Consider the following 24399-nt stretch of genomic DNA (forward strand, 5'->3'; position numbering starts at 1 on the left):
TCCTGCATGGAAAACCACCTATGCACCGTGCCTCTTGCCAATCTGTCACCGGTTTGAAATACTCTGCCTCCTCAGGGGAGAGGAAAGGAGTCGCCAATGGGCAAGGCGCTAACCGACCAGCCGCAGACGGAAACCCGCACGGCTAATGCATCACCGGCAGCGGGGCACGCCGTCGACTGGCGCAGCAAGGCGAGCGATCATGTCGCCTACAGCCTGCTCGTTTACACCGGCCTGCATATTTTCGTGACCATGGGCGCGCTGAAGAGCGGGGGCGGATCGCTGCTCCCCTATTTCGCGCTGGTGGTGCTGGTGGTGGCGATCATCCCCGCGCTGCGGATGCTGGAAATGCGCTGGCAACGCTTCGCCGCATCGGGCGCGAGCGACGCAGAGCTGCGCCCGCTCTTCCGCCGCGAAATGGCGCTGCTGTGGCTGACCGCCATCGGCCTGCCGCTGGTGCTGACCTTCGCGGCGAAAGCGGTGACGGCGGTGTTGTAGGCGCCTGAAGCACCCGCAACTCAGCCCGTCCGATACCGCTCGATCGCTTCGACCACGATCTGCTTGGCTTCGGCGGTGTTCCCCCACTTGCCGATGCGCACCCATTTCTCGGCTTCCAGGTCTTTGTAATGGGTGAAGAAATGCTCGATCTGTTGCAGGATGATGCTGGGCAAATCCTGCCGCTCGGCGACGTCCGAGTAATAGGGGAAGGTCGTGTCCACCGGCACGCAGATCAGCTTTTCATCGCCGCCATGCTCGTCTTCCAGATTGAGCACGCCGATGGGGCGCGCGCGCACCACGCAGCCGGCAATAAAGGGCGAACGCGAAATCACCAGCGCATCGAGCGGATCGCCATCGGGTGACAGCGTGTGCGGCACGAAGCCGTAATTCGCCGGATAGCGCATCGGCGTGTGCAGAATCCGGTCGACAAACAGCGCGCCCGATTTCTTGTCGAACTCATACTTCACCGGCTCGCCGCCCGTGGGGACTTCGATGATGACATTCAGGCTCTCCGGCGGATTGTCGCCCGTCGGGATATGTTCGATACGCATGGATGCTTGTCCCTTTTCGGAATCAGAAGGCACCCCCTCCCAAAACTGTGCGCGCGCCTAGCGCAAGTCAGACATAAAGCCAATCGCGGAGTTTTCTCGCCGCAGGCGCTTTTATTGATTTCGCGCAGAGTGCGCCGAGGCCGCAGAGAAGGGTGCAATCTAGGCTTACTCTCTGTGCTCTCTGCGTTCTCTGCGTTCTCTGCGCGAACAAGTCTAATGCGGCTTCGCCGATTGGCGAACCCCATGCTTCAGCCCTTCCCGCCAGCGGCGTTGCAAGCTAAGGGCGCTCCCCATGGCAAAACCCAACACTCCCCAGGCCATTCGCGGCACGCAGGACATTTTCGGCGCGGATGCAGAGGCCTTCGCATTCGTGGTCGAGACGTTCGAGCGGGTGCGCAAGCTCTACCGCTTCCGCCGCGTCGAAATGCCGGTGTTCGAAAAGACCGACGTGTTCAGCCGCGCGATTGGCGAGACGACCGATGTGGTGAGCAAGGAAATGTATTCCTTCCTTGATCGCGGCGATGAAAGCCTGACCCTGCGCCCCGAATTCACCGCCGGGATCGCACGCGCCTATCTCACCAATGGCTGGCAGCAGCACGCGCCGCTGAAAGTGGCGACGCACGGGCCGCTGTTCCGGTATGAGCGCCCGCAAAAGGGCCGCTACCGCCAGTTCCACCAGATCGATGCGGAGATTATCGGCGCGGCGGAACCGCAGGCCGATGTCGAGCTGCTGGCGATGGCGGATCAGGTGATCCGCGAGCTGGGGATCGAGGGCGTTACGCTCCACCTCAACACGCTGGGCGACGGCGACAGCCGTGATGCGTGGCGCGCGGCTTTGGTCGGCTATTTCGGCGCGGTGCGCGGGGAACTCTCCGAAGATTCGCAGGAGCGGCTGGAGAAGAACCCGCTGCGCATTCTCGATTCAAAAGACCCGCGCGACCGGAAGTTCGTCGCCGATGCGCCGAAGATCGATGCGTTCCTGTCGGACGAGGCGCGGGCGTTTTTCGACGCGGTAACGAGCGGGCTGGACGCGGCGGGCGTGAAATGGGCGCGGGCGGAAAGCCTGGTGCGCGGGCTGGATTACTACCGCCACACCGCGTTCGAATTCGTCCCCGATGAAGGCTCGGCAGCGGCGGCGGCGCTGGGTTCGCAGAGCACCATTCTGGGCGGCGGGCGCTACGACGGGCTGATGGAATCGCTCGGTGGCGCACCGACGCCTGCGGTGGGCTGGGCTGCGGGGATCGAGCGGCTGGCGATGTTGGTGGGGGAAGTGGGAGATGATCAGCTTGATGTCGTCGTCTTTGCAGAGAATGACGAAGCCATTCCCTATTGCATCGACTTGGTGACCAAGCTGCGTGTTGCAGGCGGTCCGGGCGACGGGTTCATCGCTGAAATGATAGTAACGGGTTCACCCAAGAAACGCTTTCAAAAGGCGTCGAAGGCAGGAGCAAGGGAAATCGTCCGGCTTCACGTCGAAGATAATGGTAGCTTGGCTTATCATGTCCATGTGCAAAACAACGAGACGAGTCAGGTGACGGACTTTCTGAAGCACGATTGGCCTCCCGTCCAAAAATCATGACCATACCCGCCGAACGCCTCCACCAGATCGCCAACCGCTTCGCCGAGCTCGAAGCGCGGATGGCCAGCGGGCAGCTGGAGGGCGAGGCCTTTGTCCAGGCCAGCCGCGACTATGCCGAGCTGGAGCCGGTCGCCAAGGCGGCGGCGGCGGTGCAGGCTATGCGCGAGGAAATCGCCGGGCTCACCGAAATGCTCGCCGATCCCGAAATGAAGGCCATGGCGGAGGACGAGCTGGAGACCCTCAAAAAGGCGCTGCCGCAAGCCGAACGCGCGCTCGCGCTTGCCATGCTGCCGCGTGACAGCGCCGACCAGCGCCCCGCCATGCTCGAAATCCGCGCGGGGACGGGCGGGGACGAGGCGGCTTTGTTCGCGGGCGATCTCTTCCGGATGTATGAACGCTTCGCCGCCGAGCAGGGCTGGCGGGTGGAGCCGGTCAGCATGAATGCGGCGGAAGTCGGGGGCTTCAAGGAAATCGTCGCCAATATCAACGGCACCGGCGTGTTCGCGAAGCTCAAATTCGAGTCCGGCGTCCACCGTGTGCAGCGCGTGCCCGTCACCGAAAGCGGAGGACGCATCCACACCAGCGCGGCGACCGTGGCGGTGCTGCCCGAACCGACCGAAGTCGATATGACGATCGACGACAATGATCTGCGGATCGACATCTACCGCTCCAGCGGCGCGGGCGGGCAGCACGTCAACACGACCGACTCTGCGGTGCGCATCACCCACGTTCCCACCGGCATCGTGGTGGCGATGCAGGACGAGCGCAGCCAGCACAAGAACCGCGACAAGGCGATGAAAGTGCTGCGCGCGCGCCTGTATGAAAAGCGCCGCGAGGAAGCGCACGGGGCCGAGGCCGAGGCGCGCAAGGCGATGGTCGGCAGCGGCGACCGTTCCGAGCGCATCCGCACCTACAATTTCCCGCAAGGCCGCGTGACTGATCACCGCATCGGCCTGACGCTGCACAAGCTCGACGAAGTGCTCGCGGGCACTGCGCTTGCCGAGCTGACCGACGCGCTGATCGCCGAGGACGAGGCGAAGCGGCTGGCGGCGATGGATGGCTAAAGCCCCCTCCTCTTCAGAGGAGGGGGTTGGGGGTGGTGGACACCCCGAACCGGGCGCGCATGACAGCACCACCCCCCCGCCCCCTCCTCTGAAGAGGAGGGGGAGTTATGTCGCCCAAGCCATCCGCGAGGCCACGACAAAGCTCGCCACCACCTCCGACACCGCGAGGCTCGATGCCGAGCTGCTGATGGCGCACGCTTTGGGCGTGTCGCGCTCCGATCTGCTGCTGCGGCATATGCAGGACGCCGTGCCTCCCGCATTCGCCGCGCTGGTGGAGCGCCGCGCCGCGCAGAAGCCGCTGGCTTATATCATCGGCACGCAGGAGTTTTTCGGGCGATCCTTCCTCGTCACCTCCGATGTCCTCATCCCGCGCGCCGATAGCGAGAGCGTGGTCGAAGCTGCGCTCGCTGCTGCGCCCGAAGCTAAGCGCATTCTCGATTGTGGTACCGGATCGGGTGCGCTGTTGCTGACGCTGCTGGCGGAAGTGCCCGCAGCCGAGGGCGTCGGGATCGATGCCTCGATGGGAGCTATCGCGGTGGCGGCGGCGAATGCCGGGCTGCTGGGGCTGGCCGAGCGCGCGCGCATCCTCCATGCCGATTGGACACAAAACGGCTGGGCGAAGGGTCATGGCCGGTTCGATCTCATCATCGCCAACCCGCCTTATGTCGAGACGGGCGCCGATCTTGCGCCCGATGTGCGCGGGTTTGAACCCGCCAGCGCGCTGTTTGCAGGGCCGGAGGGGCTGAATGATTACCGGATTTTGCTGCCGCAACTGCCCGATCTGTTGACAGAAAACGGCGTGGCGGTGCTCGAAATCGGCTATTTACAGGCCGCTGCCGTCACGCAAATCGCGGAAAAGCAGGGCTTTAGCGTGGAGGTGAAGCAAGATCTCGGCCAGCGCGACCGTGCGCTGGTCTTGCGAATAAAGCTTGGCAAAGGCGAATCGACTGGGTAACTCTCGAATCAGGCAGGAAAAGCGATGGGTCGCTCTCCGCCTCAACTCCGACATTTGTTGGCAGGCGCGGGTAACCGCTCGGCAACACGCAAATGAAGGGCAAACCAGCTCCCGATGGGCGGTTCGCGTGCAGACGCGATACGCCCGGCCCGATGGCGGGGAGAACGCAGCGAGGAAGCGAAGTTCCTTTGAATAACAATCGCAATAATAATCGTCGTCGTGGCCGCGGTAACAATAATCGTGGCGGCGGCAATCCCATGCAGGCCAACCGGATCGATAGCCGCGCGCGCGGCAATGCTCCGCAAATGCTCGATAAATACAAGAAGCTGGCGCACGAAGCGCAGCTGAATGATGATCGGGTGCAGACCGAATATTACCTGCAATTTGCCGACCACTATTTCCGCGTGATCGCCGATGCGAAAGCGCAGAAGGATGAATCGCAGCCGCGCCGCTCGAACGAGCGGCAGGACGAGCAGTTCGACGAGGACGAGGACGAGGATTTCCGCGAAGAGCGCAAGCCGCGCGCCCGCAACGGCCAACGCCCGCGCCGCGATGATGACGAGTTCGCGCAAGGCAGCGAAGGCGAAAGCGGCAATCAGGCGGACGACGACAATCCCTTTGTCCGCGCCGACCGTGACGAGGAGCGGGCCAAGCCCAAGCGCAAACCGCGCCCCGCACGCAAGCCAGCAGCCGAAGCGACGGATGATGATGACGGAGCGTTCGACGCGAGCCTCTTGCCCCCGGCCATTGCTCGTGCCAGCGAGAATGATGCGGGCGAAGATGCGGGCGAAGAAAAGCCCAAGCCCCGCCGCGGTCTGAAGCCGCGCCGCAAGCCGAGGGAAGACAGCGCCGCCGGCGATAGCGCAGGCGATGATGGCGGAGCGCTGGAAGCGGTCGGCTAAACCGGCATTGCAAACTTAAGGCGAGGCCGCACGGGTACCGGATATGACACCGGAGGAAACAGGCGCGCGGCGGTCTTGGCCGGTCATCGATCACCTTCCCCGCCGCGCATGGGCGTGGGCGCTTGGCCTTGGCCTTAGCAGCGCCTTCGGTTTCCAGCCCTTCGGCCTGTGGCCGCTCGCGCTGCTGGGCGTCGGCTTGGTGGCGCTGCTGATCGCGCGGGCCGAAACGCGCAAGCAGGCGCTGTGGCTTGGCTGGCTGTTCGGCTGGGCGCATTTCACTCTCGGCAATAGCTGGATCGCGACGGCGTTTACGTACCAGGCGCAAATGCCCGCCATCCTCGGCTGGGCAGCGGTGCCCTTGCTGGCGATCTATCTCGGACTGTTTCCCGCTTTGGCGGGCGTCGCGGCGAAGCTGGTCGTGCGATCAAGCCCCGGCTCTGGCCCGAACTGGGCCTTCGCGCTGGCCTTTGCGGGTGCTTGGATCATTGCCGAATGGCTGCGCAGCTGGGTTTTTACCGGCTATCCGTGGAATCCGCTGGCAATGGCGCTGCTCGGCCCGTTTGACCGGCCCGGCCTTGCCGCGCTGTCACCGCTGACGGGCACCTATGCGCTGTCGGGGATCGCCGCGCTGCTCGGCATGGCGGTTGTTCTGCTGGCGGCGGAGCGGCGCTGGCGCGTGGCGATGTTGGTGAGCGTGCTGCTGGCGGCCGGGATGTACTGGCCCGCCTCCGCCCCGCGCGAAGGCACGCTGGCGGTGACCATCGCCCATCCGAATATCCCGCAGCCCGACATCGCCAATCCCTACCGGTTCGAGCCGAATTACCGCACGCTCGCCGCGCTCTCCGCGCCAGCGGAAGGGCAGGGCGATGCAGCGCGGCTGGTGCTGTGGCCCGAAGCGGGCTTGGCGGATTATCTGCGCGACGGCTATCCGCAGCGCTACTACCGCTCGACCGCGTTTGAAAATCCGGAGCTTGCCCGCCGTCGCATCGGGCGCGCAATTGGCGAGCGCAGCGTGCTGCTCACCGGCGCGGTCGATCTGGAGATCGGGCCCGATGAAACGGGCTTTGTCCGCGCTTTGGGCGCGCGCAATGCCGTCACCGCGCTGTCTGCCGATGGGGCGATTCTCGCAGGCTATGCCAAAGCGCGGCTGGTGCCGGGCGGCGAATATCTGCCGATGCGCGAACTGCTCGAACCTATCGGCCTGTCTCGGCTGGTTGCAGGCAGCATCGATTTCTGGCCGGGGCCGGGGCAGCGCACGCTAGGCCTTGGTGCGGTTGGCGCGGTCAGCCCGCAGGTCTGTTACGAAATCATCTTTTCCGGCCGCGTGACCGACCGCAGCGCGCGGCCCGATTACATTTTCAATCCGTCGAGCGAAGGCTGGTTCGGCGCGGATGGCCCGCCGCAATTCCTTGCCCAGTCGCGGATGCGGGCGATCGAGGAAGGCCTGCCGGTGCTGCGCGCCACCAATCGCGGTTATAGCGCAGTGATCGACCCGCGCGGCGTGGTGCGTGCCTTTCTTCGCCCCGATGAAGCAGGGCGCATCGATGCCGTTATTCCGCCCGCCGCGCCGCTGACCTTGTTCGCGCGGCTCGGCAATGCGCTGGGGCTGATCTGGGCAGGGCTGTTTATTCTGGCGGCTATCGTTGCCATGCGCCGTGCGCGTGGGTAAGGCCCGCCGCTGACTATCCGAATCCCTTACCATGAGAAGGCAATCTCCAACATGCGCCAATCCTACCTGTTCACGTCCGAAAGCGTCTCCGAAGGCCATCCGGACAAGGTTTCCGACCAGATTTCCGACGCCATCGTCGATCTGTTTCTTTCCAAAGACTCCGAAGCGCGCATCGCCTGCGAAACGCTGACCACCACGCAGCTGGTCGTGCTGGCGGGCGAAATCCGCTGCAAGGGCGTGTACGAAAACGGCGAATGGGCACCCGGTGCCAAGGAAGAGATCGAAGCCACCGTGCGCCGCACGGTCAAGGAAATCGGTTACGAGCAGGACGGCTTCCACCACGAAACACTGACCTTCATGAACAATCTGCACGGCCAGTCCGCGCATATCGCCCAGGGCGTCGATGCCAACGGCAACAAGGATGAAGGCGCCGGCGACCAGGGTATCATGTTCGGTTACGCCACCGACGAAACCCCCGACCTGATGCCCGCGACGCTCTATTATAGCCACAAGATCCTCGAACGCATGGCGGCAGACCGGCATTCGGGCGTGGCCCCGTTCCTCGAACCCGACGCCAAGAGCCAGGTCACGCTGCGCTACGAAGGCAGCCTGCCCGTCGCCGCGACCGCCGTGGTCGTCTCGACCCAGCACGCGCCGGGTTATGACAGCGGTGAGAAGGAAGCCGAACTGCACGATTACGTGAAGCGCGTGGTGGCCGACGTGCTGCCGCCGGTGCTGCTGCGCGAAACCGAATATCACATCAACCCGACCGGCAGCTTCGAAATCGGTGGCCCCGATGGTGATGCAGGCCTCACCGGCCGCAAGATCATCGTCGATACCTATGGCGGCGCGGCCCCGCATGGTGGTGGCGCGTTCAGCGGCAAGGACCCGACCAAGGTGGACCGTTCGGCGGCTTACATCAGCCGCTATCTGGCGAAAAACATCGTCGCTGCGGGCCTCGCCACGCGCTGCACGATCCAGCTCGCCTATGCCATCGGCGTTTCCAAGCCACTGTCGCTCTATGTCGATACGCATGAGACCGGAACGGTGGGTGACGACAAGATCGAGCAAGCGATCATGGGTATCGCAAAGCTGGGCGGCCTGACCCCGCGCGGCATCCGCACCCACCTTGGCCTCAACAAGCCGATTTACCGCAAGACGGCAGCCTATGGCCATTTCGGCCGCAATCCCGAGGGCGATAGCTTCCCGTGGGAACGCACCGATCTGGTGGCGGACTTGAAAGCGGCTTTGGCTTGATAAAAGCCCCTTCCCTTGAGGGAAGGGGTTGGGGATGGGTGTGGCGCACCTATCGGCTGTCGAACCCCCACCCCCGACCCCTCCCCAGGGGGAGGGGAGTTTGGGCCTTGTGATGAAACAGTCTACCCATCGCATCCTCGCGCTGGATGCGCTGCGCGGGCTTGCGGTGATCGGCATTGTGCCGATGAATGTCATCGCCTTTTCGATGCCGCCCGCCGCCTATATCAACCCGCGTGCCTATGGCGGGGACGGGCCGCTCGAAACGCTGCTGTGGGCGATCAGCTTTGTGTTCGTCGAAGACAAGTTCCGCGCGCTTTTCGCGATGATGTTCGGCGCAGGTGTGGCGATCCTGCTGGACAAGGCGAGCGCGCATCCCTTGCGTGGGCATTTCGCCCGCATGGCGGCGCTGCTGCTGATTGCGATCACCCACGCGCTGTTGCTGGCGAACAATGACGTGTTGCGCAGCTATGCCGTCGCGGGGCTGGTGCTGCCGTTGGTCATCCGCTGGCGCGTGCGCACAATGTTGTGGAGCGCGGCGGCGCTGATGGCGGCGCAGCTCGCCTTCTCCGGCTATTACGCGGCGCAATGGCTGATGGCGCTGGGCGACGCCGCAGCGCAAAGCGCGGCCGAGGCGAATTATGGCTATAACCCGCAGGCGATTGCCGAGGCGATGGCCCGTAGCGAGATGGGCCTTGCCGAGCGGGTCGTCCACCGCATCGGCCAATGGCAGCAGCAGCTGACTTTCGTCGTCGCTTCGCTCCCCTCCACGCTGGCGGCGATGCTGGCCGGCGTGGCGTTGTGGCGCAGCGGATTGCTGGCGGGCGAATGGGAGCGGGCGCGGCTGTTGCGGCTGGCGGCGCAGTGTGCGGCGATTGCGCTGCCCGTGCTGGTGGTGCTAGCGGCTTGGTCTATCAGCAGCGGTTTCGATCCGATTGTCACCACCGCCAATGCGCTCGTCTGGAGCGCGCCCTTCGATCTGCTGCTCGGCATCGGCTGGGCGGCGCTGGCGATGGCGCTATTTGCAAGCGGCGGCGCGATCACGCAGCGGCTCGGAGCGGCGGGGCGGATGGCGCTTACCAATTATCTGGGCACCAGCGTGGTGTTCGGCAGTCTGTTCGCGAGCTGGGGACTGGGGCTCTATGCCGAGGTGACGCGCGCGCAGGCCTTGCTGCTCGGCCTTGTTCCCGTGGCGCTGATGCTGCTCGTCTCACCGCTGTGGCTCGCCCGCTTCCGCCAAGGCCTGGCGGAATGGCTGTGGCGCAGTCTCGCCAGCCTCAAAGCGAAGCCCTTCAGGCGGTAGCGCGAACTTTCGCGGTGTCCGCGCGCAGGTGCCGCGCGGCGAGGAAGTAGAACAGGGCCGCCAGCACATAGAACGCGCCGCCCGCCGCCATCGCCAGCGCAAGGCTCTGCGCCTCGCCATAATCGGCCAGCAACGCATCGCTTAGTAGCGCGACCAGCGTCGGCCCGACCCCGCCTGCCAGCGTGTAAATCCCGTTCAGCGTTGCCGAGGCGGTCGCGCGCATGCGCGGGTGCATCAGATTCTGCACGGTCGCAAAGGTGATGCCGAGATAGCTGAGCGTGAAGAAGATCGAGAGGCCGACGCAGATGAGCAGCATGGTCAGATCATCCTGCAACACGCCGAACGCGCCCAGCGGCCCGCCAATCGCAAGGCCAATGCCGGGGATCAGCGCATAGGCCGCCGGGTTGCGCTCCCCCAGCCGGTCGCCCAGCCACCCTGCGCCAACGATGGAGAGCGCGGCAGGCAGGCTCGCTAAAACGCCGGTGTAAAGCCCCGCTTCGGCCAGCCCCATGCCGAATTTGCGCACCAGCAGCGAGGCGAAAAAGAAGTTGAGCGCATAGGAGAGCGCGGCGGCGATAAAGCTGCCGAACACCAGATAGCGCGCGCTTGGGAGAGACCACATACGTTCGAAAAAGGCGCTGATCGGCGGGACGTCGTCGCTCTTTTCCGCATCGAATTGCCCGCGCGGCGGTTCGGCCACGAAAATATAAGCGGCAATGCCCAGCACGAAACCGGGGATCGCGGCGACAAGGAAGGTCGCCTCCCAGCTATAGGTCTGCGCCACATAGCCGCCGCCGACAAAGCCGATGAAAGCGCCCAGAGGCGGCGAGAGCAGCAGGATCGAGATCGCGAGGCCGCGTCTGTTGGCGGGGAAATAGTCGGAAATAACCGACTGGTTGGGCGGCAGGCCAATCGCCTCGCCCAGCCCCACGCCCATGCGCGCGGTGAGCAGTTGCCCCCAGCTTCCCGCCAGCCCGCAGGCCGCGGTGAAGACCGACCAGATCGTCACCCCGCCCGCAATCAGCGTCAACCGTCGCACCCGCTCGGCAAAGCGCGCTGTGACGAACCCGCCCAGCACGTTGAGCGCGGCAAAGGCCCAGGTCAGCATCGAGACCTGCGTGTCGGTCAGCCCGAATTCGAGCTTGATCGGCTCGACCAGCACATTGACGACAATGCGGTCGACAAAGCCCACCGTCGCAATGGCTGCGAGTATGCCGAGCGCGAGCCACGGCGAATTGCGGCGGGTGTTCATGGCACGGGGTTTAGCAGCAATCGGGCGGAGGGGTAGGGGATTGGCGTGTCGCCATTTCCTGCCGCCGTAAACCCACCCCGCTGCGACTAGTTCACTGCGTTCACAAGTCTCGCTGCCCCTCCCTTGAGGGAGGGGTTGGGGTGGGTGTGCGACGCTGGTTATGCCAACGACGGCTCCCGCAAGAACCGCCGTTAGTTAGTCCTGTGGAAGACGCTCAAACCTCCGCCACCACGTCCTTGTTCTCGCGCACCCACAGGCCGACCTTGCGGCCGTAGAGCGCGATGGCGCGCATGTTGAAGAAGTGCCAGCAGCCCAGCACCAGTACGGCGAGACCGACTTTGGTGGCGACGAAGCGGATGGCCTCGGCATAGGTGGTCGGCTCTGCGCCGAGGCTGATCGTCAGCAGGATGAAGCCGATATTGACGAGATAGAACCCGACCACAAGCAGATGGTTGGTGCTGCGCGCGAGCACTTCATCATGCCCGAAGCAATCGATCAAGAACACCTCGCCATTCACGCTAAGCGTCCGCGCGACCCAGCCGGTCATGCCGATGGCGATGATAAGATAGGCGAAATAGCTGACTTCGATCATGCGTATTCTCCTTTGTTTGGAGGGGTCAGTAGATAAGATCGTGGATGGGATTGGGCTCCGGCTCCGCCTCGGTTTCCTCGCGCTCTGCCCGAAGGCGGTCGCGGTGATTGGCCCACGAAAGGGCGGTGGTGAGACCGGCAAGCATTCCGCCAAATGCCAAGGCGTAGGCGCTACCTTCGAACCACAAGTCCGTTCCGTGAAGCAGCGTGAGAACGATCATTGGAATGATCGCCCCTGCTCCGGCTCCGGCAGCGGCGTAGATGCGCTCGCTCTCCGCCCCGCGCTGTTCGAGGAACGCCGTCAGCGGGAGGCCGATCACGGTCATGGAACCGAAGGTAACCCCACCGGCAATGAGCACCGGAAAGATCGCCAGCAATAGTCCGCCGATTTCTCCTGATACTGCGAAGACGAAGCCGATAGGGAGTGTCAGCAAGAGCCAGGGGCCGCCGCCCACCAATGTGCCAAGGCCAACTGCCCGGATAAATGCCAATCTGCTTCGCTCTTGCATGATATGTTTGTCCTTTCGGTAAAAACGGAAATATGAGAGCGCAGTTTGACGTGATGGAAAGCTGCCTTGGCTAACGGAGTTAGTGCTTCGTCCCGCCGCTCTGGCTGCGGACGGGGATGAAGCGGGCGACTTTGCCACCCATTTTCATCAGCGCGACCAGCGTCGGGCGGGGCAGGCGGCGGACGTCGTCGTACCAGCCGCCCAGCGTGCCGAGGAACTGGTGCATCCGCCCGATCCGCTCGCGCACGTGTTCGGGCACATCATCGCGCGCGGCGAGCTGGTCGGTGAGGTCGGACAGGGTCTGGATTGTCGGATCGATCTCGCGCTTCTTGCGCTCGATCACGATCTTCATGAGCATATCCCACAAATCCAGCTCGGCCTCGAAATGGTCGCGCCGGTCGCCGATCAGATGGGTGCGGCTGACAATACCGTAGCTTTGCAGCTCCTTGAGTGCGGTCGAGACATTGCTACGCGCGAGGCCCAAGGTCTCGCAAATATCCTCCGCGTGCATCGGCTCCTTGCTGAGATAGAGCAGCGCGTGCACCTGGCTGACCGAGCGGTTCACGCCCCACTGGCTGCCCATTTCCCCCCAATGGAGGATAAAGGCGCGCGCCTCCGGAATGTCTATGATTGCTGCCTTTGCCACGACTCGCCGCCGCCTTTCTTAATTTCTGTAAGTTCAGAAATATAGGAATGATGCGCTTTGTCAACGATCATCGGCGCTTCGTCCTTGCGGCCTTGACCGGCTGCCCCATCTGCTATCAAGTCGTTGTGATCTTTGGGGAGCACCACACCTATGCCAGCAGCCGCCATGGCGTTCCACGGCGTTACCAAGCGTTTTGGTGACTTCACCGCCGTCGACAATCTGAGTTTCAGCATTCCGGAAGGCAGCATTTTCGGCTTTCTCGGCGGCAATGGCGCGGGCAAGACCACCAGCCTGCGCATGGCGCTCGATATCCTCTCGCCCACCAGCGGCAGCATCGAAGTGCTGGGCGTCGCCCCCAGCCGCGAGAACGCGGCGGAGATCGGCTTCCTTCCCGAAGAGCGCGGCCTATACAAAAAGATGAGCGTGCTCGACACCATCGTTTATTTCGCGCGGCTCAAACAGATGGAACCCGCTGCGGCCAAGGCGGCGGCGATGGCGCTGCTTGAGCGGCTCGACATGGCCGACCGCGCCAAATCGCCGATTGAAAAGCTCTCCAAGGGTCTCGCGCAAAAGGTGCAGGTGGCAACCGCGCTGGTCAATTCGCCCAAGCTGCTGATGCTCGACGAGCCGTTTTCGGGCCTCGATCCGGTTAACCAGGCGATGCTCGAAGAGCTGATCGCCGATGCCGCCAAGGGTGGGGCGACGGTGATTTTCTCCACCCATGTGATGCAGCACGCCGAGCGTTTGTGCGACAGCCTGCTGATGCTCGCCAAGGGCACCAAACGGTTCGACGGCACGCAGGAGGAAGCGCGCGCCGCGCTCCCCAGCCGCCTGACGCTGACCGCCAAGGCCGATCCTGCCGCGCTCACCGGCGTCACCAAGGCGCGGGCGCAGGGCGATCCGGCGGATGGTTGGCAAAGCTACGCGGTCGAACTGCAAGCCGGAATGCCGCCCGAAGCCTTGCTTGAACATTGCACCACCACCGGCTTCGCTTTGCGCAGTTTCGATGTGCAAACGCCCAGTCTGCACGAGGTGTTCATCCACTTCGTCGGTGCCGAACCGGAGATGGCCCAATGAGAAACATCCTGCTCGTCGCCACTCGCGAAATCCGTCAGGTGATCGCCACCAAGGGCTTCTGGATCATGCTCGCCGCGGTGCCGATTGCGCTCGCCATTTCGGGCTTTGCCAGCAAGCAACTCGCGCCCGAGGACACCACCGCCTACACCGTGATCGACGAAAGCGGGCGCTTTGACGACGTGATCGAGGCGCGCGTTGATTTTAGCTACCAGCAGCAAATGCTCCGCGATCTCGCGGAATATGTCGAAAAGTGGGACTTGGAAACGGCGGCGGGCGATGCGCCGTGGGCCAACCGGCAGGCGTGGCTCAATCCGGCGGAAGTACAACGTTTCATCGACATGGGCGGCGCGGAAGCCGCGGTTGAGGCGCTGGAGCCCGACCTCGCTGACAATGTCCCTCCCCATGATGTCGAAGACCCTTTCTACGTTCGCGTGCCCTTGCCCGATGGCGTGGAGATTCCGGCGAGCGGGACCGAACTATCGGCCAGCCTGCTCGCCGCCTTCGAGGACGACATTTCCTTCGAGGATCGGCGATTGCCCTACGGCGCAGTGTTGCACATTCCGGCGAACTTCGGCGAACCGGGTGCCGAGGCGCGCATCTTCAGCAATGGCCGCTCCAACACGTCATTGATCCGCCATTTTCGCGACCTGCTGGACGAAACCGTGCGCTCGGACGCGTTCACTTCGCAAGGGATCGACCCGTCAATGGCAGCGGGCATCGGCGCGATGCAGGCGCCCGTATCGGTGATCGAGCCGCCGCCCGGCGGCGGGCGTAACCTCACTTTCACGCGCTCTCTCGTGCCCATCGGACTTGTCTATTTGCTGCTGATAACAGCTGTGACGACCGGCTCGTTGATGCTGCAAGGCGTGGTGGAGGAACGCTCGAACAAGCTGGTTGAAAGCGTGCTTGCTTGCGTCAAGCCCGATACGCTGATGCAGGGCAAGCTGCTCGGCTTGGGTGCGGTCGGTCTCGTGATCGTCCTGACATGGGCGGGAACAGCGGCAATTGCCGCACTGTATTTCGAAGGCTTTGCGGCCGAAATCCTCAGGCCATCATTGGAAGAGCTGCAAGATCCGCTGCTCATCACCGCAATGATTATCTACTTCCTCGGCGGCTATATCGTGCTTGCCATGCTGTTCCTCGCCATCGGCGCGATCAGCGAGAGTATGCAGGACGCGCAAAGCTATCTCACGCCGGTGATTTTCCTCATCATGATCCCCGTGCTGGTGGTGATGCAGGCGGCGCTCAAAGGCCCGAACGAGCCGGTAGCAGTGATCCTGTCATGGATCCCGCTCTACACGCCCTTCGCGATGCTGGCCCGCATGGGCAGCGGCGTGGCGACATGGGAGATTATCGGGACGATAGCACTGCTGGCGGCGTTTATCTGGCTGGAGCTGAAACTGCTCGGCAACCTCTTCCGCGCCAGCCTGCTCAACGATGGCAAGCCGACCTGGAAGCGGATCGTCAGCTGGGTGAAATCGCCGACAGCGGGGCGTTAGGGGTTTTCAGCTGCATTGCTGCACTGCTGCCAATTGCTCGTTTGACAGTGGTGCCTCGGATGTGACGCGAATTCGTGTCCCCGCTCCGACCGAGGGCAGAATGATGATTTGGTGACCGTCAGACGAGACGAGGATGCGGCCGTTATCTCTGTTTGCGGGAAGTAACTCTTCAATGTTGCCGAATGCGTTTACCGTTCTGTGCCTGATACAATCGCGCGTTTGGTAAACCGAATAGCGCCCTACGGCGGAATAGGTGTGCGTGCTGTTCTTCCAAAGTCCGCTTTGCCACGCCCCAATGCCGACACCCGCCAACAATAGAGTAAGGAGCAGCGGCCGGAACCGTGTCATCAGCCCGCCCTGAAATCCGCCACGATCTCGCCGGTCGCGCCCACTTCGGCTTCGTGGCTTTCCTCGCGCCAAGTCTCGGCGAGCGCCGCTTGCTCCCATTGCTGCATGGCGGGGTGGGCGAGGATGTGATCGACCCAGACTTGCGCCGCGCCGACATCCAGTCCGTGGGTGCGGATGCGGAAGGCGACGGGGGCGTAGAAGGCGTCCATCGCGGTGAAATCCGGGCCGGCGAGCCACGGGCCGCCGAAGCTCTCCAGACCTTGCGTGAACAGCTCGGTAATCCGCGCCACATCCTTGCGCAGCGCCGCATCATGCGGGGCCATTTTGACCCGCACGCCGACATTCATCGGGCACTGGTTGCGCAAGGCGGAGAAGCCGCCATGCATTTCAGCGACCGCGCACATGGCAAAGGCCCGCGCGGCTTCGTCCTGCGGCCAAATGCCATCATGCCGCTCCGCCAGATAGAGGACGATGCCGAGCGAATCCCACACGGTGCGCTCGCCGTCGATCAGGCACGGCACTTGCCCGGTGGGGGAGAAAGCGCGGAAGGCCTCGTAATTCACCGACTGCGTAAACGGCTCCAGCCGGTCGGTGAAGCGAATGCCGAGCGCCTGCATCAGTACCCAGGGCCGCAGCGACCAGCTCGAATAGTTCCGGTTCGCGGTGATCAGCGTGTAGGTCATGCAGGGCTCCTTGCCGACATGGCGGGCCATGCCTTCCATGTGCCCACGCCATAGGCAATGCCGTAGACCATCACGATGAGCGAAGACCAGAGGGTAAAGGCGTCGGTCAATTCGGGTCGCCAGAGATGGAGTGGAATGAGTCCAAAACCGCGCACCAGATAGATTGCCGAAATCGCCACCAGCCCGGTGCGCAACAGCGGCAGGCGGGCGAAACGGCCCGCGCCGGAAAAGGCGAACAGCGCCCAGATGGCGAGGATCGCGGCGATGCCCAGCGTCATCAAATGAGGCCAAATTTCGCCGCGCGCCGCTGCCATCGCGATTTCCTCGCCTGCGCCAAAGAAGCGGTACCATTCCTCACCGCCCACAATGCAGCCGATGTGGAGCGCGGATGCGGAAAGCGACAGCCAGCCACCGGCCACGAGCCATGTCGAGCCGGGACTGGCTGCAACGCGCATCAGTTGCGATACTGCATATTGATCGTGATGCGCGTCACGCCGCTGGCCGCGTTAAACCCGGTGCGGTCAACCCCCGGCGGTGTCGGTACACCGAGGAAGCTGCCGACGCGCGGATTGTTCGACATGCCTACGCCGTCGGTCGAATAATCGACTTCGCGGTTGCCGTTCTCGTCATGCTGCACCGCGATGGCGTAGCGACCGGTTGAATCGAGCGGCACGCACACCGTCATGCTGCCCTGGCGCGGGCGCGCATCGAGGCGGGTGAGGTAACGCTGGCTGCGCAGCCAGTCCCGGTCGGTCGCATTATAGGTGCGCACGAACAAATTACCGCGCGAAGACCGCAGGCCGGTGATCGTGACGCGCACGGCGGGGCCTTCGCCAGAAGCGCATTCGCGCATATCATTGCTGATGACGCGGGCATATTGCGCGGCGGCGGGCACGCTGACGCTCATCGCGCCGATCACTGCTGCTGCCGCCAGAACTGTCTTGCCACGCGCGAAGCGTTTGAAAGAAATCATGTCGGTTCCACCTGTTGCCGGTCAAAAACTCAGCTGCCACACGCAGCGCCCGGATTGGCGCGCCCTATCCACACTCTTCACTGACTCTGCGCTGAACCTGTGATGGGCACGCCGCCGCGCTTTACAAGGCTTTACCGGCGGCAGAGGCCCTAGCTGACGTAGTGCGCCGCGGTCTTCGCCGCCACTTCCTCGGCCGTGACGCCGGGGGCCATTTCGATGAGCCGGAAGGGGCTGTCATGGTCGGGCCGGTGGAAAACGGCGAGATCGGTGATGATCATGTCGACGACATTGGTGCCCGTCAGCGGCAGAGTGCATTCGGGAATGAATTTGGGATCGCCGTGCTTGCTGGTGTGCTCCATCACCACGATGATCTTTTTGACGCCCGCGACCAGATCCATCGCGCCGCCCATGCCCTTCACCATTTTGCCCGGGATCATCCAGTTGGCGATATCGCCGTTCTGCGCCACTTCCATCGCGCCCAGCACCGTCAGGTCGATATGCCCGCCACGGATCATGCCGAAGCTGGCCGCGCTGTCGAAATAGGCGCTGTGCGGCAGTTCGCTGATCGTTTGCTTGCCCGCATTGATGAGGTCGGCATCCACTTCGTCCGCGTAGGGGAAGGGGCCAATGCCGAGCATCCCGTTCTCGCTTTGCAGCGTTACCTGCATCCCTTCGGGAATATGGTTCGCCACCAGCGTGGGAATGCCGATGCCGAGATTGACGTAGTAGCCGTCTTGCAGTTCCTTGGCGGCGCGGGCGGCCATTTCATCGCGGGTCCAGGGCATTGCTTTAGTCCTTCAGTTGACGGGATTGGGAATGAGAAACCAGCTGGAGCCGAGCATCGGGTCGAGCGCTTCGGCAGCGGCGGGGTTGCGCAGGAACAGGAACAGATCGTCGAAATCGCTGCGAGTATCGCCCGCCATGGCGATGACGCAGTGGGTTTCGAGCAGGGCGCGGCGGCGGCGCTGCTTTTGTTCACCGGGAAACCGCATCACGAACAGCGGATCGCGGCGCGAGGGGTCTAGCCCGGTCGCCTCCAGAATATCGCGCACCCGCGCCGCATCGGTCGGCTCGCGGTCGGTCATCCAGGCTATCGCGATATTGCGCCCGCGCAAGTGGCTGACCACCGCGCGCAATTGCGGATCGGAGAGGCGCGGCGCATCCAAAGGCATCAGCCCGCCTTCGGGATCGAGATCGATCAGCACGGCGGGAATCCCCGCCTCGCAGCGCGCGCGGGTCGGCTGCACCGCGCTGGGATTGGCGAGCAGGGCGGAGAAGCTGCCTTCGAGCGATTGGTCTTCGCTCTGCGGCAGCGCCGCCTCGGCAAAGACCCGCAAATCGCCATAGGGGCCGATCGAGGGGACGGGCAGGGCAGGCGCGGGCAGTTCGCTGGCGGTGATGATGGTGTAGCCCGGCAAATCGCCGATCTCGACATCCTCCACGTCGCGGTCGGTGCCTTCGACCAGCGCCTGCAAAGTCCGCTCGCCGAACACCGCGTTGGACGCCATCACCCCGCCCGCCGCGAGCGGAATCGCCGCAGCCGCCAGCACGCAGCCTTGCAGCAAGGCCGCGGTGGTGAGCGCGAGGAGAGAGCGGACGAGCTTCAATGCGATTTGCCTGCGTCCTGAATTGTCTCAAGCCCGGTCGTATTGCGATCCCGCTCCATATCGACACCCTGCCAGATCCGCTCGAGCGCGGCCTCTTCGCTCAATCCATGCGCCTGGGCATAGGCGCGGGAGGCGTGGCGAATGCAATCGACCATCAGCATTCCGAACATTTCGGGTTCTTGCAGCACGCCGGGATTGATGATGCAGGTCGCTGGGCCGTTATTTTCCACCCACAGCCGTGCTACTTCTACCGCGTTTTGTAAAACGTCGATTCCGTCGACATCCAGCGCGCCGGGATACTTCTCTGCCGATGCAACGACTTTGGGTTTGCCTTTACCGAACATTACGCCACCTCGCGTTCGCGGGTGGTGGTGAATTCGATCTTCTTTTCATACGGCGCACCCACGATCATCCGCTGCACGAAGACGCCGGGCAGGTGGATGCTGTCGGGATCGAGCGCGCCTGCGGGCACCACTTCCTCGACTTCCACCACGCAGACCTTGCCGCAGGTGGCGGCGGGCTGGTTGAAATTGCGCGCGGTCTTGCGGAACACCAGATTGCCCGTCTCGTCCGCCTTCCACGCCTTGACGATAGACAGGTCAGCGAAAATGCCGTGTTCGAGGATATAGGCCTCCATCACGCCATCACTATTGGCGAAATCCTTGCGCTCCTTGCCCTCGGCCACCTGCGTGCCGACACCGGTTCTGGTGTAGAAGCCGGGAATGCCCGCACCGCCCGCGCGCATCCGCTCGGCCAGCGTGCCTTGCGGACAGAATTCGACTTCCAGCTCGCCCGCCAGATACTGCCGTTCGAACTCCTTGTTCTCGCCAACATAGCTGGAGATCATTTTCGACACCTGCTTGGTGCGCAAAAGCTTGCCGATGCCTTCATTGTCGATCCCTGCATTGTTGCTGGCGAAGGTGAGGTTCTTCACCCCGCTTGCCTGGATCGCATCGAGCAGCCGTTCGGGAATGCCGCACAGGCCGAACCCGCCCGAAGCGATGAATAGGCCGTCTTTCAGCAAGCCATCAAGGGCAGAGGCGGCATCGGGATAGAGCTTTTGCATGGGTTACATCCTTCCAGGCGATTGGCGCGGTGATCGCTGCCCGCAGATAATGGCTGCGTTCCCCCCTGTCACCCCAGCCCTGCTTCATGGCCTGTCACACCGCGTTGCGCGCGCTGCGGTGCAGCAATCGGGCGCAAAAAACAAACGCCGCGACTAAATTGACAGCGATGTCAGTCAAAATTCCATACTATTAACTCTTAAAAACAATGTCTAAGATGCTTGTTGCAGTCTGCGCAACCTGCATTGCTCATTTCGCACTTGCGAAATGATCCGGGTCAAAGCATATCTCTCCCTGCCTTTCAGGCATCCTCTCCCAAAACTTTTCAGGCCCGGCTGGTTCATCCAACCGGGCCTTTTTTCTTGTCCCGGCCCGGCGGCATTGCCGCGAAGGCCGAATGGACATTTGCAATCGCTCCACCCGCCACCTAATTCCTGCCTCACGATTGAACGCGAGAGGAATGGTGCCGCATGGCCAAAGATGACGCATCGGGTCTGGAAGCCGGAGCAGCAAGGTTGCAGGTCGCCGCCGCGCGGCAGGAGGAATCGGGCCGGGGCGTCGTGCGGATGCCGCGCAGCGCCTTCCAGACGCTGGGAATTACCGAAGGTGATCCGGTGGAAATCTCCGGCAAGCGCATGACCGTGGCGCTCGCTCTGCCCGCCTATGACGAGGACGAGGCGCTCGCCGTAATCCGCTTGGACGGCCTCCAGCGCGGCAATGCCGAAACCGCCTCGGGCGAACACGTCATCGTCCGCCGCGCGCAAAGCAAGCCCGCCACCCGCGTCGTGTTTGCCCCCGCGCGCAAGGAAATGCGCTTGCAAGGCCCAACCGAGGCGTTGAAGCGCGTCTTTTTCAAGAAGCCCGTGGTCGCGGGCGATCTGGTCGCCACCCACGGCCAGCAGCCGGTGCAGAACGTGCCGCCCGAAGTGCGGCGGATGTTCAACGCGCCCGCCTATGCGCTTACCCAGATCCGCCTGCAGGTTGTCAGCACCAGCCCCAAGGGCATTGTGCATATCGACGAGGATACCGAGGTCGAGCTGCGCGCCGAGTTTGAAGAGCCCCGCGATGCGCGCGGTATGATCAATTACGACGATGTCGGCGGGATGGACGATACCATCAAGGCCTTGCGCGAAATGGTGGAATTGCCGCTGCGCTACCCCGAACTGTTCACGCGGCTCGGCGTCGATCCGCCCAAGGGCGTGCTGCTGCACGGCCCGCCCGGCACCGGAAAGACGCGGCTGGCGCAGGCGGTGGCGAACGAGAGCGACGCCGAGTTCTTCATTATCAACGGCCCCGAAATCATGGGCAGCGCCTATGGCGAGAGCGAAAAGCGGCTGCGCGAAGTGTTCGAGGAAGCCGAACGCAGCCAGCCCGCCATCGTCTTTATCGACGAGATCGATTCGATCACGCCCAAGCGTGACCGCACGCAGGGCGAAGCGGAAAAGCGGCTGGTCGCGCAATTGCTCACGCTGATGGACGGCTTGCAGTCGCGCGCCAATGTGGTGGTGATCGCTGCCACCAACCGGCCCGATGCTATTGATGAGGCTTTGCGCCGCCCCGGCCGGTTTGACCGCGAGATCGTGATCGGCGTGCCCGACGATAACGGCCGCCGCGAAATCCTCGCCATCCACACCCGCGGAATGCCGCTGGGCGAAGGCGTCGAGCTGATGGAACTGGCGCGCTCCACCCACGGCTTTGTCGGCGCCGATCTGGCCGCGCTCACCCGCGAAGCGGCGATTGAAGCGGTGCGCCGGATTATGCCCAAGCTCGATCTCGAAGCGCGCGAGATTCCCGCCGAAGTGCTCGACGAGCTATGCGTCGAGAAGTCCGACTTCCGCGAGGCGCTGAAGCGCGTGCAACCTTCGGCCATGCGCGAAGTCATGGTGCAGGCGCCCACCGTCAGTTGGAGCGATCTTGGCGGGCTGGATGACGCGATCGACAAGCTGAAAGAAGGCGTCGAACTGCCGCTGAAGAACCCGCAGGCGTTTGACCGGCTGGGTATCCGTCCCGCCAAGGGCTTCCTGCTCTACGGCCCGCCCGGCACCGGCAAGACCCTGCTGGCAAAGGCGGTGGCGAAGGAGGCCGAGGCGAACTTCATCTCGATGAAATCGTCCGACCTGCTCTCCAAATGGTATGGCGAGAGCGAGCAGCAGATCGCCAAGATGTTCGCCCGCGCGCGCGCCGTGGCCCCCTGCGTGGTGTTCATTGATGAGATCGATTCGCTCGTCCCCGCACGCGGTTCGGGCGCAAGCGAACCGCAGGTGACGGCGCGCGTGGTCAACACGATTCTGGCTGAAATGGACGGGATGGAGGAGCTTTCCTCTATTGTCGTGATCGGCGCGACCAACCGTCCCGCGCTGGTCGATCCCGCGCTGCTGCGGCCCGGCCGGTTTGACGAGCTCGTCTATGTCGGCCCGCCCGATGCGGCAGGGCGCGAGCATATTCTGAAGATCCACACCAAAAATATGCCGCTGGCCGAGGATGTTGATCTGGCGGCGATTGCGGCAAAGGCCGAACGTTTTACGGGTGCCGATCTGGAAGACGTGGTGCGCCGCGCCGGTCTCAACGCGATCCGCCGCGCTGACGGCGCGCCTGATAGCGTGACCAAGGCCGACTTTGCCGCCGCGGCGGAAGACAGCCGCGCCACGGTCACGCCGCAGATGGAAGTCGAATACAAGAAGATGAAAGGCGAGCTGAAAAAGCGCGCTGCCGAAGTCCGCCCCATCGGCTTCATCACCGACGGGATGGTGGAAAGCACCCGCGATTCGAAGCATTGATGGTCATTCCTCCCCGTGCCGCAGGCATGGGGAGGGGGACCACACGCAGTGTGGTGGAGGGGTCTAGTCCCCCGCTGCTTCACAAATAGCGACCATTGCCTCCGCGACGCGGGACGGGTCGGCGAGGACTTCGCTCGCGGGAAACCGGATCACCGTAATCCCCTGCTCGAGCAGCCACGCATCGCGTTGGCGATCATGTTCGGGGTTATCGCCCATGTCATGCGCTGCGCCATCAATCTCAAAGCCATGCTTTGCCTGCGCGCAGTAGAAATCGAGAACGAATTTCCCCACGGGATGCTGCTTGCGGAATTTGAGTCCGGTTTTCCGGGCACGCAGTTCGCGCCAGAGCAAGCCTTCGGGAAGCGTCAGCTGCCTCCGCAGTCGCCGTGCCTTCGCATAGTCGTGATCTCTCTTCCGCAACGTTGCACACCCCTCCGTCAGTCCTTCGACAGGCTCAGGACTGCCACCTCCCCATTCGCTTTCGCGAACGGGGAGGAACGTTAAGCAGCCCCCCCCACCTCATCCGCCTTCGGATGCCCGCCGGGCACTTCCAGCCGGTGGCGGATCAGCGCGTCGGGCAGATTTGTTCGCAGCCAGTCGAGCATATGCTCGCGCAAGTCGCAGCGCAGCGTGAACAGATCGCCGATGGTGGACGAGCTGACCGACAGGCGCACCTGCACGCTTTCGGGGAAGGCTTCGGTCATCAGCGTTTGCACCGTGCGCCCGTCCCACAGCGGATGCGCGGCGACAAAACGTTCGACTTCGGCACGGATCGGCGCAATGTCGGTGACCGGATCAAGATGCAGGAACACCGGCCCGGTCAGCTTCTCGTTCCGGCGTGACCAGTTCTCGAAACTTTGCTCCAGCACCTGTGCAGTGGGCACGATGACCGCGCGTTCATCCCAGGTGCGCACGATCAGATAGGCCATGTGGATTTCCTCCACCCGCCCCGTATGCCCGTCGATCACCACCAGATCGCCCAGCCGCAGCGGTTCGGTAATCGCGATCTGCATTCCGGCGATCAGCGATTTCAACGCAGGCTGCGCCGCCGCGCCAACGGCCAATGCGGCAAGACCGGCAGAAGCAAGCAGCGTCGCGCCGATATTCTTCACCGCCGGAATGGTGAAGAGCACCAGCCCAACGGTAATCACGATGATCGCCACGGTCGCGGTGCGCGAGAGGATGGCGATGCGCGTGCGGCGGCTGCGCGTGGCTACCGGGTCAGCCGAGGCATCCAGGCGGTATTCCAGCACCGCAGTAAAAGCGCGCACGGCCGCATAGGCGATCCAGCCCAGCAGCAGCGGCCGGATCAGCGTGGCCACCGGCTCCCACAGCGCTTCCAGCGCGGGGACGGCTTGCGCCGCCAATGTCACCGCGATCGCAATGGCAGACCATTTGATCGGATTGCGGATGCGCTTCAGGATCAGGTCGTCGGCCTGGTTTTCGGACTGCCGCGCAATCCGCAGCACCACCGCGTAGATGACGCGGAACGCGGCATAGGCGACCAGCACCGCGAGGATGAGCGCGATGGCAGCGACGCCCAGCTCTTCCCATTGGATGGCCCAGTTGCGCGGATCGAAACGGTACATCAGGCAAGTCCT

26 protein-coding genes are annotated in these 24399 nt (G+C 63.5%); 11 read left to right on the top strand and 15 right to left on the bottom strand.

Annotation, left to right across the window (positions count from 1 at the left end; all coding sequences use genetic code 11):
* Positions 1-96: 96 nt before the first annotated feature.
* Positions 97-495 carry a hypothetical protein gene (locus tag GC121_RS06125; protein WP_151973242.1) on the top strand — a complete coding sequence of 133 codons (399 nt, stop codon included), beginning with the start codon at positions 97-99 and terminating at the stop codon, positions 493-495.
* Positions 496-515: 20 nt separating this feature from the next.
* Here GC121_RS06125 and ppa read toward each other — a convergent pair whose 3' ends face one another.
* On the bottom strand, positions 516-1046 hold the full coding sequence (ppa, locus tag GC121_RS06130; protein ID WP_151973243.1) for an inorganic diphosphatase: 531 nt from the start codon (positions 1044-1046) through the stop codon (positions 516-518).
* A 292-nt stretch (positions 1047-1338) separates the two neighbouring features.
* Here ppa and hisS point away from each other — a divergent pair, with 292 nt between their 5' ends.
* From hisS to GC121_RS06165, 7 genes are all read left to right on the top strand, one after another.
* On the top strand, positions 1339-2625 hold the full coding sequence (gene hisS / locus GC121_RS06135; RefSeq protein ID WP_151973244.1) for a histidine--tRNA ligase: 1287 nt from the start codon (positions 1339-1341) through the stop codon (positions 2623-2625).
* Entirely contained in the window at positions 2622-3689 is a 1068-nt protein-coding gene (prfA, locus tag GC121_RS06140; protein WP_151973245.1) for a peptide chain release factor 1, read from the top strand. Before hisS ends, prfA begins: the two co-directional genes overlap by 4 nt.
* Positions 3682-4644, top strand: coding sequence for a peptide chain release factor N(5)-glutamine methyltransferase (gene prmC, locus GC121_RS06145; RefSeq protein WP_151973246.1), 963 nt, complete (start codon positions 3682-3684; stop codon positions 4642-4644). Before prfA ends, prmC begins: the two co-directional genes overlap by 8 nt.
* 188 nt (positions 4645-4832) lie before the next feature.
* Positions 4833-5546: a DUF4167 domain-containing protein gene (locus GC121_RS06150; RefSeq protein WP_151973247.1), complete on the top strand. Its 714-nt coding sequence runs from the start codon at positions 4833-4835 to the stop codon at positions 5544-5546.
* A gap of 43 nt (positions 5547-5589) precedes the next feature.
* A complete protein-coding gene (gene lnt, locus GC121_RS06155) occupies positions 5590-7215 on the top strand; it encodes an apolipoprotein N-acyltransferase (RefSeq protein WP_151973248.1) in 1626 nt (541 codons plus the stop codon).
* Between the two features lie 51 nt (positions 7216-7266).
* Entirely contained in the window at positions 7267-8472 is a 1206-nt protein-coding gene (metK, locus tag GC121_RS06160; RefSeq protein WP_151973249.1) for a methionine adenosyltransferase, read from the top strand.
* Between the two features lie 112 nt (positions 8473-8584).
* Positions 8585-9772, top strand: a complete 1188-nt coding sequence (locus GC121_RS06165; protein ID WP_151973250.1) for a DUF418 domain-containing protein — start codon at positions 8585-8587, stop codon at positions 9770-9772.
* Here GC121_RS06165 and GC121_RS06170 read toward each other — a convergent pair.
* From GC121_RS06170 to GC121_RS06190, 5 genes are all read right to left on the bottom strand, one after another.
* Positions 9762-11024 carry an MFS transporter gene (locus GC121_RS06170; protein ID WP_151973251.1) on the bottom strand — a complete coding sequence of 421 codons (1263 nt, stop codon included), beginning with the start codon at positions 11022-11024 and terminating at the stop codon, positions 9762-9764. The two genes, GC121_RS06165 and GC121_RS06170, sit on opposite strands and share 11 nt — an antisense overlap.
* Before the next feature lie 214 nt (positions 11025-11238).
* Positions 11239-11616, bottom strand: a complete 378-nt coding sequence (locus GC121_RS06175) for a hypothetical protein (protein ID WP_151973252.1) — start codon at positions 11614-11616, stop codon at positions 11239-11241.
* A 25-nt stretch (positions 11617-11641) separates the two neighbouring features.
* Entirely contained in the window at positions 11642-12049 is a 408-nt protein-coding gene (locus tag GC121_RS06180; protein ID WP_151973253.1) for a hypothetical protein, read from the bottom strand.
* Positions 12050-12203: 154 nt separating this feature from the next.
* On the bottom strand, positions 12204-12770 hold the full coding sequence (locus GC121_RS06185) for a GbsR/MarR family transcriptional regulator (RefSeq protein ID WP_234421131.1): 567 nt from the start codon (positions 12768-12770) through the stop codon (positions 12204-12206).
* On the bottom strand, positions 12749-12937 hold the full coding sequence (locus GC121_RS06190; protein WP_151973254.1) for a hypothetical protein: 189 nt from the start codon (positions 12935-12937) through the stop codon (positions 12749-12751). Before GC121_RS06190 ends, GC121_RS06185 begins: the two co-directional genes overlap by 22 nt.
* Here GC121_RS06190 and GC121_RS06195 point away from each other — a divergent pair.
* A complete protein-coding gene (locus GC121_RS06195) occupies positions 12921-13847 on the top strand; it encodes an ABC transporter ATP-binding protein (RefSeq protein ID WP_151973255.1) in 927 nt (308 codons plus the stop codon). The two genes, GC121_RS06190 and GC121_RS06195, sit on opposite strands and share 17 nt — an antisense overlap.
* On the top strand, positions 13844-15346 hold the full coding sequence (locus GC121_RS06200) for an ABC transporter permease (RefSeq protein ID WP_151973256.1): 1503 nt from the start codon (positions 13844-13846) through the stop codon (positions 15344-15346). Before GC121_RS06195 ends, GC121_RS06200 begins: the two co-directional genes overlap by 4 nt.
* Positions 15347-15693: 347 nt before the next feature.
* Here the strand turns inward: GC121_RS06200 and GC121_RS06205 are convergent, their stop codons facing one another.
* The 7 genes from GC121_RS06205 to GC121_RS06235 all read right to left on the bottom strand — a co-directional run bounded on the left by GC121_RS06205 (position 15694) and on the right by GC121_RS06235 (position 20023).
* Positions 15694-16377, bottom strand: a complete 684-nt coding sequence (locus tag GC121_RS06205) for a glutathione S-transferase family protein (protein WP_151973257.1) — start codon at positions 16375-16377, stop codon at positions 15694-15696.
* Positions 16374-16832, bottom strand: coding sequence for a hypothetical protein (locus tag GC121_RS06210; RefSeq protein ID WP_234421132.1), 459 nt, complete (start codon positions 16830-16832; stop codon positions 16374-16376). Before GC121_RS06210 ends, GC121_RS06205 begins: the two co-directional genes overlap by 4 nt.
* Positions 16832-17350: a DUF2141 domain-containing protein gene (locus GC121_RS06215; protein WP_151973259.1), complete on the bottom strand. Its 519-nt coding sequence runs from the start codon at positions 17348-17350 to the stop codon at positions 16832-16834. The genes GC121_RS06210 and GC121_RS06215 overlap by 1 nt, the downstream gene beginning before the upstream one ends.
* A gap of 149 nt (positions 17351-17499) precedes the next feature.
* A complete protein-coding gene (locus tag GC121_RS06220; protein WP_151973260.1) occupies positions 17500-18135 on the bottom strand; it encodes a CoA transferase subunit B in 636 nt (211 codons plus the stop codon).
* 12 nt (positions 18136-18147) lie between these two features.
* Positions 18148-18957 (bottom strand): hypothetical protein, encoded by an 810-nt coding sequence (locus GC121_RS06225; protein ID WP_151973261.1) that lies wholly within the window; start codon positions 18955-18957, stop codon positions 18148-18150.
* A complete protein-coding gene (locus tag GC121_RS06230; protein WP_151973262.1) occupies positions 18954-19301 on the bottom strand; it encodes a DUF5076 domain-containing protein in 348 nt (115 codons plus the stop codon). Before GC121_RS06230 ends, GC121_RS06225 begins: the two co-directional genes overlap by 4 nt.
* Complete coding sequence (locus GC121_RS06235; protein ID WP_151973263.1) at positions 19301-20023, bottom strand: CoA transferase subunit A; 723 nt, start codon at positions 20021-20023, stop codon at positions 19301-19303. Before GC121_RS06235 ends, GC121_RS06230 begins: the two co-directional genes overlap by 1 nt.
* A gap of 468 nt (positions 20024-20491) precedes the next feature.
* On the opposite strand from GC121_RS06235, the gene GC121_RS06240 reads away from it, so the two are divergent.
* The gene (locus GC121_RS06240; protein ID WP_151973264.1) at positions 20492-22798 is read left to right on the top strand and encodes a CDC48 family AAA ATPase; all 2307 of its coding nucleotides are present in this window, start codon (positions 20492-20494) and stop codon (positions 22796-22798) included.
* Positions 22799-22861: 63 nt separating this feature from the next.
* On the opposite strand, the gene GC121_RS06245 is transcribed toward GC121_RS06240, so the two are convergent.
* Together GC121_RS06245 and GC121_RS06250 are read right to left on the bottom strand one after the other, a co-directional pair.
* Positions 22862-23218, bottom strand: a complete 357-nt coding sequence (locus GC121_RS06245; protein ID WP_151973265.1) for an endonuclease domain-containing protein — start codon at positions 23216-23218, stop codon at positions 22862-22864.
* Between the two features lie 80 nt (positions 23219-23298).
* The gene (locus GC121_RS06250; RefSeq protein ID WP_199857774.1) at positions 23299-24387 is read right to left on the bottom strand and encodes a mechanosensitive ion channel family protein; all 1089 of its coding nucleotides are present in this window, start codon (positions 24385-24387) and stop codon (positions 23299-23301) included.
* Between the last annotated feature and the right edge of the window lie 12 nt (positions 24388-24399).

It is taken from the genome of Erythrobacter sp. EC-HK427, from assembly GCF_902498745.1.
Taxonomy (GTDB): Bacteria; Pseudomonadota; Alphaproteobacteria; order Sphingomonadales; family Sphingomonadaceae; genus Alteraurantiacibacter.

What these genes read in the sequence shown, in the direction of transcription:
- GC121_RS06125 (WP_151973242.1), top strand. Translation starts at nt 97, where the DNA reads ATGGGCAAGGCGCTAACCGACCAGCCGCAGACGGAAACCCGCACGGCT.
- ppa (WP_151973243.1), bottom strand. Translation starts at nt 1,046, where the DNA reads ATGCGTATCGAACATATCCCGACGGGCGACAATCCGCCGGAGAGCCTG.
- hisS (WP_151973244.1), top strand. Translation starts at nt 1,339, where the DNA reads ATGGCAAAACCCAACACTCCCCAGGCCATTCGCGGCACGCAGGACATT.
- prfA (WP_151973245.1), top strand. Translation starts at nt 2,622, where the DNA reads ATGACCATACCCGCCGAACGCCTCCACCAGATCGCCAACCGCTTCGCC.
- prmC (WP_151973246.1), top strand. Translation starts at nt 3,682, where the DNA reads ATGGCTAAAGCCCCCTCCTCTTCAGAGGAGGGGGTTGGGGGTGGTGGA.
- lnt (WP_151973248.1), top strand. Translation starts at nt 5,590, where the DNA reads ATGACACCGGAGGAAACAGGCGCGCGGCGGTCTTGGCCGGTCATCGAT.
- metK (WP_151973249.1), top strand. Translation starts at nt 7,267, where the DNA reads ATGCGCCAATCCTACCTGTTCACGTCCGAAAGCGTCTCCGAAGGCCAT.
- GC121_RS06165 (WP_151973250.1), top strand. Translation starts at nt 8,585, where the DNA reads ATGAAACAGTCTACCCATCGCATCCTCGCGCTGGATGCGCTGCGCGGG.
- GC121_RS06170 (WP_151973251.1), bottom strand. Translation starts at nt 11,024, where the DNA reads ATGAACACCCGCCGCAATTCGCCGTGGCTCGCGCTCGGCATACTCGCA.
- GC121_RS06175 (WP_151973252.1), bottom strand. Translation starts at nt 11,616, where the DNA reads ATGATCGAAGTCAGCTATTTCGCCTATCTTATCATCGCCATCGGCATG.
- GC121_RS06195 (WP_151973255.1), top strand. Translation starts at nt 12,921, where the DNA reads ATGCCAGCAGCCGCCATGGCGTTCCACGGCGTTACCAAGCGTTTTGGT.
- GC121_RS06190 (WP_151973254.1), bottom strand. Translation starts at nt 12,937, where the DNA reads ATGGCGGCTGCTGGCATAGGTGTGGTGCTCCCCAAAGATCACAACGAC.
- GC121_RS06200 (WP_151973256.1), top strand. Translation starts at nt 13,844, where the DNA reads ATGAGAAACATCCTGCTCGTCGCCACTCGCGAAATCCGTCAGGTGATC.
- GC121_RS06205 (WP_151973257.1), bottom strand. Translation starts at nt 16,377, where the DNA reads ATGACCTACACGCTGATCACCGCGAACCGGAACTATTCGAGCTGGTCG.
- GC121_RS06210 (WP_234421132.1), bottom strand. Translation starts at nt 16,832, where the DNA reads ATGCGCGTTGCAGCCAGTCCCGGCTCGACATGGCTCGTGGCCGGTGGC.
- GC121_RS06215 (WP_151973259.1), bottom strand. Translation starts at nt 17,350, where the DNA reads ATGATTTCTTTCAAACGCTTCGCGCGTGGCAAGACAGTTCTGGCGGCA.
- GC121_RS06220 (WP_151973260.1), bottom strand. Translation starts at nt 18,135, where the DNA reads ATGCCCTGGACCCGCGATGAAATGGCCGCCCGCGCCGCCAAGGAACTG.
- GC121_RS06230 (WP_151973262.1), bottom strand. Translation starts at nt 19,301, where the DNA reads ATGTTCGGTAAAGGCAAACCCAAAGTCGTTGCATCGGCAGAGAAGTAT.
- GC121_RS06235 (WP_151973263.1), bottom strand. Translation starts at nt 20,023, where the DNA reads ATGCAAAAGCTCTATCCCGATGCCGCCTCTGCCCTTGATGGCTTGCTG.
- GC121_RS06240 (WP_151973264.1), top strand. Translation starts at nt 20,492, where the DNA reads ATGGCCAAAGATGACGCATCGGGTCTGGAAGCCGGAGCAGCAAGGTTG.
- GC121_RS06250 (WP_199857774.1), bottom strand. Translation starts at nt 24,387, where the DNA reads ATGTACCGTTTCGATCCGCGCAACTGGGCCATCCAATGGGAAGAGCTG.